The organism is Pseudomonas sp. PB3P13 (assembly GCF_054897735.1).
Genome location: NZ_CM142702.1, coordinates 3,200,663 through 3,214,248 on the forward strand (window position 1 = coordinate 3,200,663; position 13,586 = coordinate 3,214,248).

Sequence of the window (13,586 nt, forward strand, 5' to 3'; positions counted from 1 at the left end):
CATGACATTCGCTATCGAAATCGCCATCGCTATCGCCAGCAAGCCAGCTCAGATTCACGGCATGCAGGTTCAGTCGGTAGACAACACGCCACGACGAACCTGGTCCCGCTCGATCGATTCGAACAGGGCCTTGAAGTTGCCTTCGCCGAAACCGTCATCGCCTTTACGCTGGATGAACTCGAAGAACACCGGGCCCATCAGGGTTTCCGAGAAGATCTGCAACAATAGACGGCGATCGCCCGACTCCGACGAACCATCCAGCAAAATACCGCGCGATTGCAGTTCGTCAACCGGCTCGCCGTGATTGGGCAAACGGCCTTCGAGCATTTCGTAGTAGGTGTCCGGCGGCGCGGTCATGAAGCGCATGCCGATGCTTTTCAGGTGGTCCCAGGTTTTCACCAGGTCATCTGCAAGGAAAGCGACGTGCTGGATGCCCTCCCCGTTGAACTGCATCAGGAATTCTTCGATCTGCCCCGCGCCCTTGGACGACTCTTCGTTCAGCGGAATGCGGATCATGCCGTCCGGCGCAGTCATCGCCTTGGACGTCAGGCCGGTGTATTCGCCCTTGATGTCGAAGTAGCGGATCTCACGGAAGTTGAACAACTTCTCGTAGAAGTTCGCCCAATAGGCCATGCGACCGCGGTACACGTTGTGGGTCAGGTGATCGATGATTTTCAACCCGGCGCCCACCGGGTTGCGATCAACGCCTTCGATGAACACGAAGTCGATGTCATAGATCGAGCTGCCTTCGCCGAAGCGATCAATCAGGTACAGCGGCGCACCGCCAATGCCTTTGATCGCCGGCAGGTGCAGCTCCATCGGACCGGTTTCGATGTGGATCGGCTGAGCGCCGAGTTCCAGTGCACGTTTGTAGGCCTGTTGCGAATCCTTGACGCGAAACGCCATGCCGCACACCGACGGGCCGTGCTCGGCCGCAAAATACGAAGCGACGCTATTGGGTTCGTTATTGAAAATCAGATTGATCGCGCCCTGGCGATACAGGTGCACGTTTTTGGAGCGGTGGGTCGCGACTTTGGTGAAGCCCATGATCTCGAAGATCGGCTCCAGCGTGTTCGGCACAGGCGATGCGAATTCGATGAATTCAAAGCCCATCAGGCCCATTGGGTTTTCGTATAAATCTGCCATGGTTTGGCGCCTCATCATTTTCTTGTCAATTAACGGATCGTTAGTGGCGAGTCATGCTGAGACCGGCGGGTGGCGCGCAGGAGATGCCCCGCACGCTGCGGGCGAGAAAGTCACCGTAGATCAATTGAAACCCGTAACTCTTCATTGTCGACCCAGGGCTGATGCGGGCGAGGCTTCTGCTGCCAGAAGACGATTATTCTTATATGCGTAACCGGATTCTACACAGCGTAAATCGTTTTGTCCGTCTCCTGTATGAAATCCCCTTTTCCCAAGCCAGCGCAAGGCCTGGTGTATACGATAATCGCGGCATAAGCGGCGCGAGCCGCCAAGTCCAACTATCATGGCCTCTGATCGAACGCTTTTGGGAGGCCCGCCGCTCACCTGCCAGCATTTGAGAGCCCATTACATCGTCACAGGTTTCGCAAATGCCCCTGAACGTCAAAACCCGTCGCAACCGTCGCGCCCGCATTGTCGTCACCGTTTTAAGCGGCTTGATCCCCGTGGCACTCGGGGTCGCCATCCTTTATATGCAAGCTCAGCGTACGCTCCAGCAAAGTACCGGAAGCACTGCCGAAGAGGCCATTCGTCAATTTGAATTGATGCTCGATAACACCGCTCAAGCGGCGCGCGAATTACTGCCGCTGGCAGGCCAGCGTTGCGACGAGGTGAAACTCGCGCTGCGTGAGCAGGTGACTCGCCGGCCGTTTGTGCGCTCGACCAATCTCGTGTGGGACAACAATCTTTATTGCAGCTCGTTGTTCGGCGATTATCAGGAGCCGGTCAATGCAGGTGATTACACCGACGGCAAGTTGTGGCTGATGAACGGCAACCCGGTCACGCCCAATACGTCCTTGCTGGTGTACCGGCTCAGCGAAGGCAAACAGGGTGCTTTGACGACGCTGGACGGCTATCACCTGAGCAATGTGCTGCGATTGATCGGCCGCAAGACTTCCCTGCTGTTACAAATAGGTCCCAACTGGCTGTCTGCCGACGGCAAGGTACACAGCGAGGCCCTCCCCGATCTGCCGGTGGCCGAAAGCAGACTCACCTCCAGCCGCTATGCCTTCACCGTGGCTGCCGGTTTTCCCGAAGGCGAAACCTGGCGCTATATGAGCAGCGAGTATCCCCCGCTGTTCAGCTTGTTGATGTTCTTCGGCATCGTGTCCGGTTCGATCGGGCACTTTCTGCAAAAGCGCGCGACCTCGCCCAGCCAGGAAATGCAGCGGGCCCTGGAAGCTGCAGAGTTCGTCCCGTACTTTCAACCGGTAGTGCTCGGCGATAGCAAAAAATGGTCGGGCGCCGAAGTGCTGATGCGCTGGAATCATCCGCGCGAGGGGCTGGTGCGACCCGACTTGTTCATTCCGTTCGCCGAGCACTCCGGACTGATCGTGCCGATGACTCGCTCGTTGATGCAACAGACCGCCCGGCTGCTCGCGCCCGCGCAGGCTTCTTTCAACGGACCGTTCCACGTGGGTATCAACATCACTGCCAGCCACTGCAAAGATCTGGAACTGGTCAACGATTGCCGCGCGTTCCTCGACGCTTTCGCGCCAGGTGCGGTCACTTTGGTGCTGGAGCTGACTGAACGCGAACTTATCGAGCCGACCGCCATCACTCATCAGTTGTTCGAGCGGCTTCACGAACTGGGGGTCATGATAGCCATCGATGACTTCGGCACGGGCCATTCAAGCCTGGGTTATTTGCGCCAGTTCAACGTTGATTTCCTTAAAATCGATCAGAGCTTCGTGGCCATGATCGGCGCCGATGCGCTTTCCGGGCATATTCTGGAGACCATTATCGAGCTCTCGGCCAAGCTCGAACTGGGTATCGTCGCCGAAGGCGTGGAGACCGAAGAGCAAAGTGCGTACCTCACTGCCCACGGGGTCAACTTTCTCCAAGGTTATCTGTATGGCCGCCCTATGTCCGGCGCAGATTTCGTTAGTGCATTAAGCGATCATTAACTGAAATTAAATGACGCTCAGACAACGAGTTACCGCACCAAATTGAATCAAAACACTACACTTGTTACATGCAGAAAAGGTCACGATTTACTCTTTACTGATTAACTACTACAATTTTTCGAGCCCGCCTGTATTGAGCGGGCAAGCCAGTTATCACAGGGTCGCTTCAAGGCTTTTTGGCTTATAGCTTTGTTCGCGGTTGGTATCAGCCAAACACACTATTGGAGTAAAGATATTGTCCAGACTCGCTGAATTTCGTGCAGCCGAAAAAGCCCTTCAAGAACAGCTCAAGCAGCTGGAATCCCTGAAGAACGATGCCGGGCTCAAGAAAGAAATCGAATTTGAAGAGAAGCTCCAGGGACTGATGAAGACCTATGGCAAGAGTCTGCGCGACATCGTTGCCATTCTCGACCCAAACCCCTCGAAATCCAGCCTGCAACAGGCTGCCGCTCCAAAAACCCGCCGTGCCCGCGTGGTCAAGGTCTATCAAAACCCGCACACCGGCGAATTGATTGAAACCAAGGGCGGCAATCATCGTGGTCTGAAAGCCTGGAAGGAAAAATACGGCGCTGCTACCGTCGATTCCTGGCTGCGCGGTTGAACACAATAGCTACTCAGAAAAGCCCTGTTCATCCAGGGCTTGCTGATGATCTTCCTCTAACCACGACGAATTTCGCCCAATTCTTCAGCGGCGGGAACAACTTGCATTTAATGCGTGAGGACGTGATCAACGCATTGATAAAACGCTGAATAAATGTCTGCCACTAAAGTTTCAAACTGTTACGCACGGCGTCTATTTCGACTTGACTTGCTTTGTAAGCCTCGGCCTGCCCGGCGTACGACAAAACATAGGCCTTATCGGCATCCACTGCGGCCACCAATGTTTGCGAAAGTACATGCCGGCCGTTCTGCGTAATGGTGCAGGTAGTTTCCAGTGCTGCCAACCGGCTCAAGGTTGCCGGGTGAATTTTGTTGCAGACGCTCTGATAGCCACTCTGGAAGAAATCTTTCTGCACCGACTTGCGCATCTCCAGCAATACACCTTGGAGATTCACCTGATGATCGCTGGGGACCGGTGTCATGGTCAGCTCCATCACGACCACCGGCGTGCCTGCGGCATCGTTTTTGACCGCGCGCTGGCGGGACACCCTGGACAAGGCGTCCTCCTGAGGCACGGCCTCGACTTCCCAGCCGGTTGGCCAACTGATCACCGGCGTATCGGCATGAGCAAACGGCACGCCGGACAACAGGCAGATCAGCACAAACAGCGTTTGTTGGAATCGGATCATTGCGCGGACGACTCGTGAATTGACCGCCAAAGTCTGAGCCTCGCGCACCCGACAGGCAATAGCTGGCGGTTTGGGTTTGGTGATGCCGGCACCCTTGCGTATCATTGACACATCGTCAGCCCCAACTATTTTCCGGAGGGCCCATGAGCCTGCAAGAACTCAACAACGTCCCGGGCGTCACTGCCCAACCCGACACCGCCACCCAGACATTCGTCTTCAACCACACCATGTTGCGGGTCAAGGACATCACCAAATCACTGGACTTCTACACCCGCGTGCTCGGTTTTTCGCTGGTGGAAAAACGCGATTTCCCGGAAGCCGAATTCAGCCTTTATTTCCTCGCACTGGTCGACAAAAAACAGATCCCTGCCGACGCAGCGGCCCGCACTGAGTGGTTGAAGTCGATTCCCGGCATCCTCGAACTGACGCACAACCACGGCACCGAAAACGACGCGGAGTTTGCCTACCATAATGGCAACACCGATCCACGGGGTTTTGGCCATATCTGCATCTCGGTTCCGGACATCGTGGCCGCGTGCGAGCGCTTCGAAGCGCTGGGCTGCGACTTCCAGAAGCGTCTCAATGATGGCCGCATGAAAAGCCTGGCGTTCATCAAGGACCCGGATGCTTATTGGGTTGAAATCATTCAGCCTGCGCCGATGTAAGCAAAAGCAAAAATCCAGATAACAAAAACCCCATGATCACTCATGGGGTTTTTTGTTTTCAGTGTCAGCGATTACGCAGGGGCGGACGTGCGGATCAGGTGATCGAATGCACTCAGAGATGCCTTGGCGCCCTCGCCAACCGCAATGACGATCTGCTTGTACGGCACCGTAGTCACATCACCGGCAGCAAACACGCCCGGCATCGAAGTTTCACCGCGGGCATCAACGATGATCTCGCCGCGAGGTGACAGCTCGATGGTCCCCTTGAGCCAGTCAGTGTTCGGCAGCAGGCCGATCTGTACGAAGATGCCTTCAAGGTTGATCGTGGCGAACTCACCGGAATCGCGATCCTTGTACACGAGGCCGTTGACCTTCTGGCCATCACCCTTTACTTCGCTGGTCAGTGCACTGGTGATCACGTCAACGTTGGGCAGGCTGAACAACTTGCGTTGCAGCACGGCGTCCGCACGTAACTTGCTGTCAAACTCCAGCAGCGTGACATGGCTGACGATACCGGCCAGATCGATTGCCGCTTCCACACCGGAGTTGCCGCCGCCGATCACTGCGACGCGCTTGCCTTTGAACAGCGGGCCATCGCAATGCGGGCAGAAGCACACGCCTTTTGCTTTATATTCCTGCTCACCCGGCACACCCATTTCGCGCCAGCGAGCGCCAGTCGCCAGAATCAGCGCTTTGGTTTTCAGGGTCGCGCCGCTTTCAAAGCGTACTTCGTGCAGTTCGCCGGGATTCTTTGCCGGGATCAGCGCAGTCGCACGCTGCAGGTTCATGATATCGACGTCGTACTGCTTGACGTGTTCTTCCAGCGCGCTGGCAAGTTTCGGCCCTTCGGTTTCCTGCACGGAGATGAAGTTTTCGATGGCCATGGTGTCCAGCACCTGCCCACCAAAACGCTCCGCCGCGACGCCGGTGCGAATGCCTTTGCGCGCCGCATAAATTGCCGCCGATGCGCCGGCCGGGCCACCGCCGACTACGAGCACATCAAAGGCTTGCTTGGCGTTGAGCTTCTCGGCCTGACGCTCGATGCCGCTGGTGTCGAGCTTGGCGAGGATTTCCTCGAGGCCCATGCGGCCCTGACCGAAATTGACGCCATTGAGGTAGATGCTGGGCACGGCCATCACCTGACGCTCATCGACCTCGGCCTGGAACAGCGCGCCGTCAATGGCGACATGGCGGATATTCGGGTTCAGCACGGCCATCAGGTTCAGCGCCTGGACCACGTCCGGGCAGTTCTGGCAGGACAACGAGAAGTAAGTTTCGAAGCTGAACTCGCCCTTGAGCGAACGAATCTGTTCGATGACTTCGGCGCTGGCTTTCGATGGGTGACCGCCGACTTGCAGCAAGGCCAGTACCAGCGAGGTGAATTCGTGGCCCATCGGGATACCGGCAAAACGCAGGCTGATATCGGCACCGGGGCGATTGATCGAGAACGATGGCTTGCGGGCATCGTCACCGTTATCGAGCAAAGTAATGTGAGTGGAAAGACTGGCAACGTCTTTCAGCAGTTCGAGCATTTCACGGGATTTCGCACCGTCGTCGAGGGAAGCAACGATCTCGATCGGTTGGGTGACCCGTTCCAGGTACGATTTCAACTGGGCTTTAAGATTGGCGTCCAACATACGGGCGATTTCCTTTTGATTGAGGCAAAAAAACGCCCGAGCGAATCTCGCCCGGGCGTTTTTATTGGGCGGTGCAGCTTACTTAGAAGGTGCGGAATTCCGCCCCGATGTTGCGCGTCACAGACTTAGATCTTGCCGACCAGGTCCAGGGACGGAGCCAGCGTGGCCTCGCCTTCTTTCCACTTGGCTGGGCAAACCTGGCCTGGGTGAGCAGCGACGTACTGAGCAGCCTTGATTTTGCGCAGCAGCTCGGAAGCGTCACGGCCAACGCCGCCATCGTTCAGTTCAACGATTTTGACCTGGCCTTCAGGGTTGATCACAAAGGTGCCACGGTCAGCCAGACCTGCTTCTTCAATCAGTACGTCGAAGTTGCGGGAGATAACGTGAGTCGGGTCGCCGATCATGGTGTACTGAATTTTGCCGATGGCTGGCGAAGTGTTGTGCCAGGCAGCGTGGGCAAAGTGGGTATCGGTGGAAACGCTGTAGATTTCGACACCCAGTTTTTCGAACTCGGCGTAATTGTCAGCCAGATCTTCCAGTTCAGTCGGGCAAACGAAAGTGAAGTCGGCCGGGTAGAAGAAAACGACCGACCATTTGCCTTTCAGGTCAGCGTCCGAGACTTTTACGAAGTCGCCGTTTTTGAATGCATCAGCTTTGAACGGTTTAACTTGGCTGTTGATGATAGGCATCAGTGACTCTCCGTCATGGGTTAAGAACTTGATGGAGTGAACTCTACCGGCTCGACGGACGGATGGCTCATTGGCAAACTTGATGCTGCTGATGGGTTTTGGCTATTAGGCAACGTTATTAATAGAAGAAAAGCGTCTCTAGAGTGGCATGACCTTTTCCTCAAGTCGCGCCACGCCAAGGAAGGGACTCGCTTCGATGTAGCGCATCGCCGATTTCACGTCCTTCCACCCCACATAGCCCATCAGCGATTTGAGATCCCAGCCGCTCTGATGCGCCCAACTGGCGAATCCTCGCCGCAGGGAATGGCTGGTGTAATGCTCGGAGGCGATACCGGCGCGTTCAAGTGCATGGCGCAATAAGGGGATGACGCTGTTGGCGTGCAGCCCCTCCTCGCTCAAGTTGCCCCAACGATCAATGCCACGGAACACCGGGCCTCGCACCAGCGCGGCTTCGGTAATCCAGGCGCTGTAGGCCTGCACCGGACATAAGCGCTGCAACGCCGGGGTCTGATAGGTCTTGCCCAGGTTCTCGCGATCACTTTTGCTGCGCGGCAAATACAGCGTGATGCCCGAACCATCGACCACGCGCACATGCTCGATTTGCACGCGGCATAACTCGTCACTTCGAAAACCGCGCCAAAAACCCAGCAGGATCAGCGCCAGATCACGCCGGGCTCGCAAGAGCGCCGGCTGATCCCGTTGTGATCGGGCGACGTCGGCTTCCAGCTCCAGTGAGGCCACTGCTTGCTCCAGGTGCTGAAGCTGCAATGGCTCGGCCTGCTTTTCCTGCGCCGGGTGCAGCGCGCGAATGCCCTTGAATACCTTGCGCACCACGGGCGCCTTGGTCGGGTCGGCAAAGCCCTGGCTGTTGTGCCACTGGGCCAGCGCGGACAAGCGCAACTTCAATGTGTTAATCGATAACTCGCCGGCGTATGCCACCAGGTAGCGCGCAATGCTGTCGGCTGTCGCGGGCAGAAAACCGCCCCACGTCACCTCGAAATGCTCGATAGCGGCGCGGTAGCTGCGTCGCGTGTTGTCGCGAGTGGCGGCCTGAAGATAACGATCAAGCTCAGTCATGGACTTATCTCGGGAGATTTTGTACGAAGCTTTGCAGCGTAAAACGGAGCAAACACGCCTCACACGGGATAATACCAGTATATCCCGCATCAGAAACTTACACTTTATTCCTTTAAACCGCGCATGGTACAGTAGCTGATAGGGTGGTACGTACCACAGTACAAAATCGTAGGAGACAGCATGGCTCGCGGCGGCATTAACAAAGCAGTAGTTCAAGCAGCGCGATTGGCGATCCTGGCTCGGGGCGAACACCCCAGCATCGACGCCGTGCGAATCGAGATGGGCAACACCGGTTCCAAGACCACGATCCACCGTTACTTGAAGGAGCTGGACGACGGCGTGGAACCTGACGCCTCCTCCTCCGAACCGATTGACGATGAGCTTGCAGCGCTTGTCGGGCGACTGGCGCAGCGCCTCAAGGAACAGGCCCAGGAACTCATCGATCAGGCGCGCGAACAGTTCGAGCAGCAGCGCAAAGAGCTGGCAAACCAATTAAACGAGGCGCAGGAAGCGAATGACGAATTGCAGCAGCAATACGAGCTGCAAACCCTGGCGCTAACCCAGGAATCCGAGACGCTGCAAAACACCCTTTCCATGCTGCAAGGCGAACAGACGCGCAACGCCGGGTTGAACCAGGCGCTGGCCGATTTCGAATTACGCTTGCAGGATAAAGACGAGCAGATCCGCTCGCTGGAAGAAAAGCACCTGCACGCTCGCGATGCACTGGAACACTATCGCAATGCGGTCAAAGAACAGCGTGAACAGGAGCAACGGCGCCACGAAGGCCAGGTGCAGCAGATTCAAATGGAGTTGCGCCAGGCCCAGCAAAGCGCCCTTGTGCGCCAGGATGAGATCACCCAACTGCACCGCGATAACGAACGCCTGCTGACGGAAAACCGTGGCACATTGCGGGAGCTGAGCCTGCTGCAGGAACAACTCAAGCACACCCATACCCGACAGGATCAGTTGCTGGAACAGGTTAACCGGATCGACAGCGAACGCACCCTCCTCCAGGAACGCTTGCGCGCCGCAATGCTGGAAAGCCAGTCGTTGAAGCAGAACGTCGAGGAACAGTCGCAGATCAATAAAACGCTGGAAGTCACGCTGCTAAAGACTCAGGCGAGCCTCGACGAAAGCGTGCGTCTGGCCGCTGTCGTTGCGACAGCGCCAGATGCACGCAAGGACGATTAGCCTGTGACAGGGGTGCGCATGGTGACGAACTCTTCCGCCGCCGTTGGATGCACGCCAATGGTTTCGTCGAAGTCGCGCTTGGTCGCACCCGCTTTCAGGGCGATGGCCAGGCCCTGGACGATTTCACCGGCATCCGGTCCGACCATGTGGCAGCCCAGAACCTTGTCGGACCTGGCATCCACCACGAGCTTCATCAGCGTGCGTTCCTGACACTCCGTCAGGGTCAGCTTCATCGGGCGGAAACGGCTCTCGAAGATCGTCACGTCATGGCCGGCTTCGCGCGCCTCTTCTTCGGTCAAACCGACTGTGCCAATGTTCGGCAGGCTGAACACGGCAGTCGGGATCATCTTGTAATCGACCGGACGATACTGCTCGGGCTTGAACAAGCGACGCGCCACGGCCATGCCTTCAGCGAGCGCAACCGGCGTGAGCTGTACGCGACCAATCACATCGCCGAGCGCCAGGATTGACGGTTCGGCGGTCTGATATTGGTCGTCAACTTCGATGAAGCCTTTCTTGTCGAGTTTGACGCCAGTATTTTCCAGCCCCAGATTGTCCAGCATCGGACGCCGCCCGGTGGCGTAAAACACACAATCGGCCTCCAATTGACGACCGTCGTTAAGCGTTGCCTTCAGGCTGCCATCGGCGAGTTTTTCAATGCGCTCGATGCCGGCGTTGAATTGCAGGTTCATGCCGCGTTTCGTGAGTTCTTCCTGCAAATGCTTGCGCACCGCACCGTCAAAACCGCGCAGGAACAGGTCGCCGCGATACAACAACGTGGTCTCGGCACCCAGGCCGTGGAAGATCCCGGCAAACTCGACCGCGATATAACCACCCCCAACGACCAACACGCGCTTGGGCAACTCTTTGAGGAAGAACGCCTGATTGGAACTGATCGCATGTTCGTGTCCGGGAATCTCCGGAATCTGCGGCCAGCCGCCAACGGCGACCAGAATGTTCCTGGCGCTATGGCGCTCGCCATTGATCTCGACCGTATGCGGATCAACTATTTTGGCGTGACCTTCATGCAGCGTTACACCGCTGTTGATCAGCAGATTGCGATAGATGCCGTTAAGGCGGTTGATCTCGCGATCCTTGTTGGCGATCAATGTCGCCCAATCGAATTGCGCCTCACCCGACGTCCAGCCGAAACCGGCAGACTGCTCGAAGTCCTCGGCAAAATGGGCGCCGTAGACCAGTAGTTTTTTCGGCACGCAGCCGACGTTCACGCAGGTACCACCCAGGTAGCGGCTTTCCGCCACAGCCACTTTCGCACCGTATCCGGCAGCAAACCGCGCAGCCCGCACACCGCCCGAACCGGCGCCAATCACATAAAGGTCAAAATCGTAGGCCATCTTCACTCTCCTCGGCAGGTCATCAGCATACCCGTAGCCGAAGGCTGGGCAAGCGCTGCAAATAATTTGGGTTCGGAAAATGAAAAAGCCACCCGAAGGTGGCTTTCAATACAAGCAGGTCGGCCGGGCTATCAGTAAGCCTTGCCAGTCTTGTAGAAGTGCTCGAAGCAGAAGTTGGTTGCTTCGATGTAGCCTTCAGCACCGCCGCAGTCGAACCGCTGGCCTTGGAACTTATAGGCGATGACGCAACCATCTTTAGCTTGCTTCATCAGCGCGTCAGTGATCTGGATTTCACCGCCTTTGCCTGGCTCGGTTTCTTCGATCAGCTTGAAGATGTCCGGGGTCAGGATGTAACGACCGATGATCGCCAGGTTCGACGGCGCATCTTCAGGGGCTGGCTTCTCAACCATGTCACGGACACGGATCAGGCCATCGCCAATATCGTCACCGGCAATCACGCCGTATTTGTTGGTTTGCGATGGGTCAACTTCCATGACCGCAACAATGGTGCAACGATACTTCTGGTATAGCTTGACCATCTGGGTCAATACGCCGTCACCGTCCAGGTTTACACAGAGGTCATCCGCCAGTACGACCGCGAACGGTTCGTCACCGATCAGCGGGCGGCCGGTGAGGATCGCGTGGCCGAGGCCTTTCATCTGAGTCTGACGGGTGTAGGAGAACGAGCACTCGTCCAGCAGCTTGCGGATGCCGACCAGGTATTTTTCCTTGTCGGTGCCTTTGATCTGGTTTTCAAGCTCGTAGCTGATGTCGAAATGGTCTTCCAGTGCACGCTTGCCACGACCGGTGACGATGGAAATCTCGGTCAATCCGGCGTCCAGAGCTTCTTCGACGCCGTACTGGATCAGTGGCTTGTTCACCACCGGCAGCATTTCTTTGGGCATGGCTTTAGTCGCTGGCAGGAAGCGAGTACCGTAACCGGCTGCTGGGAACAAGCATTTCTTGATCATAAAAGTCCTTGAAAGGGCTGTGTGTACGAGTTTCGGCGCAGTCTAATCAGGCGGCGTGCACCTTACAATGCCCCGCACTGGCTAACCGATGCCATCATAGAGAAATATTCAGGCTGATAGTTCCGCATATAGTTCCGCATCGCTTCGCCGTCCCTTATAGATAGCAGAAATTCGAACCGTCACCGGCGGATCCGCGAAGATCGCACGGGATCACCGTACGCGCAGCAGCCCCGGGTGCATGCATTTGGCGCTATCATTGCGCAATTGAACCAGCCAACGAGGCAGATGATGTCGGTAGCAAAAAGCGTCAACGGGTTCCTGATCAATCAGGCAAAAGATGGGCAATGGTGGGTGGACAGCGCTGCCGGCGAAAATATCGCCGGGCCGTTTCCGACCGAAGCGCTGGCGATTGAGGTGGCCTGCGTATTGGAGCTTGAACACCCGGCCCCCAAACGGCGCGGCAAGGACAAGACCTGATTCCGCACCGCCATGCCCGATCAAGCCCTGCCCTGCGCAGGGTTTTTTTGCGATATCCTGCAACGAAGTGGCCTTTCGCTATAACCTTTTGACACCAGCGCTGTCACAGGCTCAGCCCATCAATACTGACGACGATCACAACATGACTAAATTCTTGCCTCTGTTTGCTTTACTGGCCCTTGGCGGCTGTGCAACTTCCGAAAAAACGTACCTGGACAACGGCCAGACCGGCCTGACCATTGACTGTTCCGGCGAAGCCAATTCGTGGGCCGCCTGCTACGAAAAAGCCGACGCATCGTGCGCCGGCACTGGCTACCGCATCGTTGGCACCGACGGCACGCCGTCTACCAAAGAAAGTGACAAGACGCTCGGTGTCGATGTCGGCAACTATAAAAATCGCAGCGTGGTGGTGGTCTGCAAGTAGGGCGCCCTGCCCTACATGTGAATTTCGGCGAATTTGATTCCGAGACCGCGCACCGTCTCGATCAAATCGTCGAGACGTGCAAAGGATTCGACTTCATCGTTGTCGTCGACCAGAAAAAAACTGCGTCCTGCACTCTTTTTGAAAAATACAATCCACTCCTCCGGCGTTGCCGGATTCTGGATCACATGCGTTGCGCGAACATGCCCTTGCGCATGCTGCTCCCGTACTTGTTCCCGCTTCATATCCGACTCCAGAAATGACGATGCCGTCAAAGCCTCGCTTTGACGGCATTCATGGTGATCGCGGGCAGTTTATCAGCCGGAGATGCACGCGGTCGCGGCGTTGGGCACATCCCTGGGCCGAAACGGCACGTTGGAAATGCGCTCGTGCAGCTTGATAGCGCTGCCACCGGAACGTTCTTCGATATCGAAAACCGCCGCAGGGTCCGACGAGAATTTCTGCGGCACAATGACCCGCACGCCATCCTTATGCGACTCAATTTGCAAAGCGCCGCGGCTGCTGGCCAGTTTGTCGCTCAGGCATTGCGCGTACTCATGGGGCTTCTTGCCCGAAATCACGTTCATGGTCGGCAGCGTCTCGTTGATCTCGGTGACGCTTGCGCAGCCACTCATCAGCAACGCCACCGGCAAGGCCCAGGCACCCCACTTCATAGATAACCTCCGATAAACACCCTCCGACAGCAA

General features: G+C 56.7%; 15 protein-coding genes. 6 read left to right on the forward strand and 9 right to left on the reverse strand.

Going from position 1 to position 13,586, the window contains the following annotated elements:
- Nucleotides 1–69: 69 nt before the first annotated feature.
- On the reverse strand, nt 70–1,146 hold the full coding sequence (gene hppD / locus ACYZT1_RS14660; RefSeq protein WP_462015434.1) for a 4-hydroxyphenylpyruvate dioxygenase: 1,077 nt from the start codon (nt 1,144–1,146) through the stop codon (nt 70–72).
- 425 nt (nt 1,147–1,571) lie between these two features.
- Here hppD and ACYZT1_RS14665 point away from each other — a divergent pair, with 425 nt between their 5' ends.
- Both ACYZT1_RS14665 and ACYZT1_RS14670 read left to right on the forward strand, forming a co-directional pair.
- Nucleotides 1,572–3,107: an EAL domain-containing protein gene (locus ACYZT1_RS14665; protein WP_462015435.1), complete on the forward strand. Its 1,536-nt coding sequence runs from the start codon at nt 1,572–1,574 to the stop codon at nt 3,105–3,107.
- 235 nt (nt 3,108–3,342) lie between these two features.
- The gene (locus ACYZT1_RS14670) at nt 3,343–3,708 is read left to right on the forward strand and encodes a histone-like nucleoid-structuring protein, MvaT/MvaU family (protein WP_462015436.1); all 366 of its coding nucleotides are present in this window, start codon (nt 3,343–3,345) and stop codon (nt 3,706–3,708) included.
- Between the two features lie 163 nt (nt 3,709–3,871).
- On the opposite strand, the gene ACYZT1_RS14675 is transcribed toward ACYZT1_RS14670, so the two are convergent.
- Nucleotides 3,872–4,396 carry a DUF4946 domain-containing protein gene (locus ACYZT1_RS14675; RefSeq protein ID WP_462019252.1) on the reverse strand — a complete coding sequence of 175 codons (525 nt, stop codon included), beginning with the start codon at nt 4,394–4,396 and terminating at the stop codon, nt 3,872–3,874.
- A gap of 143 nt (nt 4,397–4,539) precedes the next feature.
- Between ACYZT1_RS14675 and gloA the strand changes: the two genes are divergently transcribed.
- A complete protein-coding gene (gloA, locus tag ACYZT1_RS14680; protein ID WP_462015437.1) occupies nt 4,540–5,061 on the forward strand; it encodes a lactoylglutathione lyase in 522 nt (173 codons plus the stop codon).
- 71 nt (nt 5,062–5,132) lie between these two features.
- Here the strand turns inward: gloA and ahpF are convergent, their stop codons facing one another.
- From ahpF to ACYZT1_RS14695, 3 genes are all read right to left on the reverse strand, one after another.
- The gene (gene ahpF / locus ACYZT1_RS14685; RefSeq protein WP_462015438.1) at nt 5,133–6,698 is read right to left on the reverse strand and encodes an alkyl hydroperoxide reductase subunit F; all 1,566 of its coding nucleotides are present in this window, start codon (nt 6,696–6,698) and stop codon (nt 5,133–5,135) included.
- A 125-nt stretch (nt 6,699–6,823) separates the two neighbouring features.
- Nucleotides 6,824–7,387 carry an alkyl hydroperoxide reductase subunit C gene (ahpC, locus tag ACYZT1_RS14690; RefSeq protein WP_028620043.1) on the reverse strand — a complete coding sequence of 188 codons (564 nt, stop codon included), beginning with the start codon at nt 7,385–7,387 and terminating at the stop codon, nt 6,824–6,826.
- A 138-nt stretch (nt 7,388–7,525) separates the two neighbouring features.
- Nucleotides 7,526–8,464 carry a site-specific integrase gene (locus ACYZT1_RS14695; RefSeq protein ID WP_462015439.1) on the reverse strand — a complete coding sequence of 313 codons (939 nt, stop codon included), beginning with the start codon at nt 8,462–8,464 and terminating at the stop codon, nt 7,526–7,528.
- Nucleotides 8,465–8,644: 180 nt separating this feature from the next.
- Between ACYZT1_RS14695 and ACYZT1_RS14700 the strand changes: the two genes are divergently transcribed.
- Nucleotides 8,645–9,655, forward strand: coding sequence for a DNA-binding protein (locus ACYZT1_RS14700; protein WP_462015440.1), 1,011 nt, complete (start codon nt 8,645–8,647; stop codon nt 9,653–9,655).
- On the opposite strand, the gene gorA is transcribed toward ACYZT1_RS14700, so the two are convergent.
- Together gorA and galU are read right to left on the reverse strand one after the other, a co-directional pair.
- Entirely contained in the window at nt 9,652–11,010 is a 1,359-nt protein-coding gene (gene gorA, locus ACYZT1_RS14705; RefSeq protein WP_462015441.1) for a glutathione-disulfide reductase, read from the reverse strand. The genes ACYZT1_RS14700 and gorA overlap by 4 nt on opposite strands.
- A 131-nt stretch (nt 11,011–11,141) precedes the next feature.
- Nucleotides 11,142–11,981 (reverse strand): UTP--glucose-1-phosphate uridylyltransferase GalU, encoded by an 840-nt coding sequence (galU, locus tag ACYZT1_RS14710; RefSeq protein WP_462015442.1) that lies wholly within the window; start codon nt 11,979–11,981, stop codon nt 11,142–11,144.
- Between the two features lie 288 nt (nt 11,982–12,269).
- Here galU and ACYZT1_RS14715 point away from each other — a divergent pair, with 288 nt between their 5' ends.
- Complete coding sequence (locus ACYZT1_RS14715; protein ID WP_462015443.1) at nt 12,270–12,458, forward strand: hypothetical protein; 189 nt, start codon at nt 12,270–12,272, stop codon at nt 12,456–12,458.
- 142 nt (nt 12,459–12,600) lie between these two features.
- Nucleotides 12,601–12,882 (forward strand): hypothetical protein, encoded by a 282-nt coding sequence (locus ACYZT1_RS14720; protein ID WP_462015444.1) that lies wholly within the window; start codon nt 12,601–12,603, stop codon nt 12,880–12,882.
- Nucleotides 12,883–12,893: 11 nt separating this feature from the next.
- Here ACYZT1_RS14720 and ACYZT1_RS14725 read toward each other — a convergent pair whose 3' ends face one another.
- Both ACYZT1_RS14725 and ACYZT1_RS14730 read right to left on the reverse strand, forming a co-directional pair.
- Nucleotides 12,894–13,124: a hypothetical protein gene (locus tag ACYZT1_RS14725; protein ID WP_462015445.1), complete on the reverse strand. Its 231-nt coding sequence runs from the start codon at nt 13,122–13,124 to the stop codon at nt 12,894–12,896.
- A gap of 72 nt (nt 13,125–13,196) precedes the next feature.
- Nucleotides 13,197–13,553 (reverse strand): hypothetical protein, encoded by a 357-nt coding sequence (locus tag ACYZT1_RS14730; protein ID WP_462015446.1) that lies wholly within the window; start codon nt 13,551–13,553, stop codon nt 13,197–13,199.
- Nucleotides 13,554–13,586 lie beyond the last annotated feature (33 nt).